General features: G+C 35.9%; 1 pseudogene. It reads left to right on the top strand.

The features are described from left to right. Positions 1-273 (top strand): annotated as a pseudogene (locus tag SB775_RS29495) (chloride channel protein); the annotation flags it as partial.

The following is a 273-nucleotide window of genomic DNA, read 5'->3' on the forward strand; positions in this document are numbered from 1 at the left end:
CTCTATAGTAGGAGCTACAGTCTGGCTATTTTTAGTTACAATAAATATCGGCATTCACTTTATTTGGGGATACTTACCTACTATTTTCTCTTCTCCCCCGTATTACACTATTTGTGTAACAACTATCGGTGGTATTCTCGTTGGTTTAACCCAAAAATACTTCGGCACATATCCACGTCTTATGCCGGAAGTGATGGGTGAATATAAAAAAACAGGTAGAATTGAATACCGTTTTGTACATAAAGCTACTTTAACTGCGATTATCGTTTTAAT

This window comes from Peribacillus sp. SIMBA_075, from assembly GCF_046534585.1.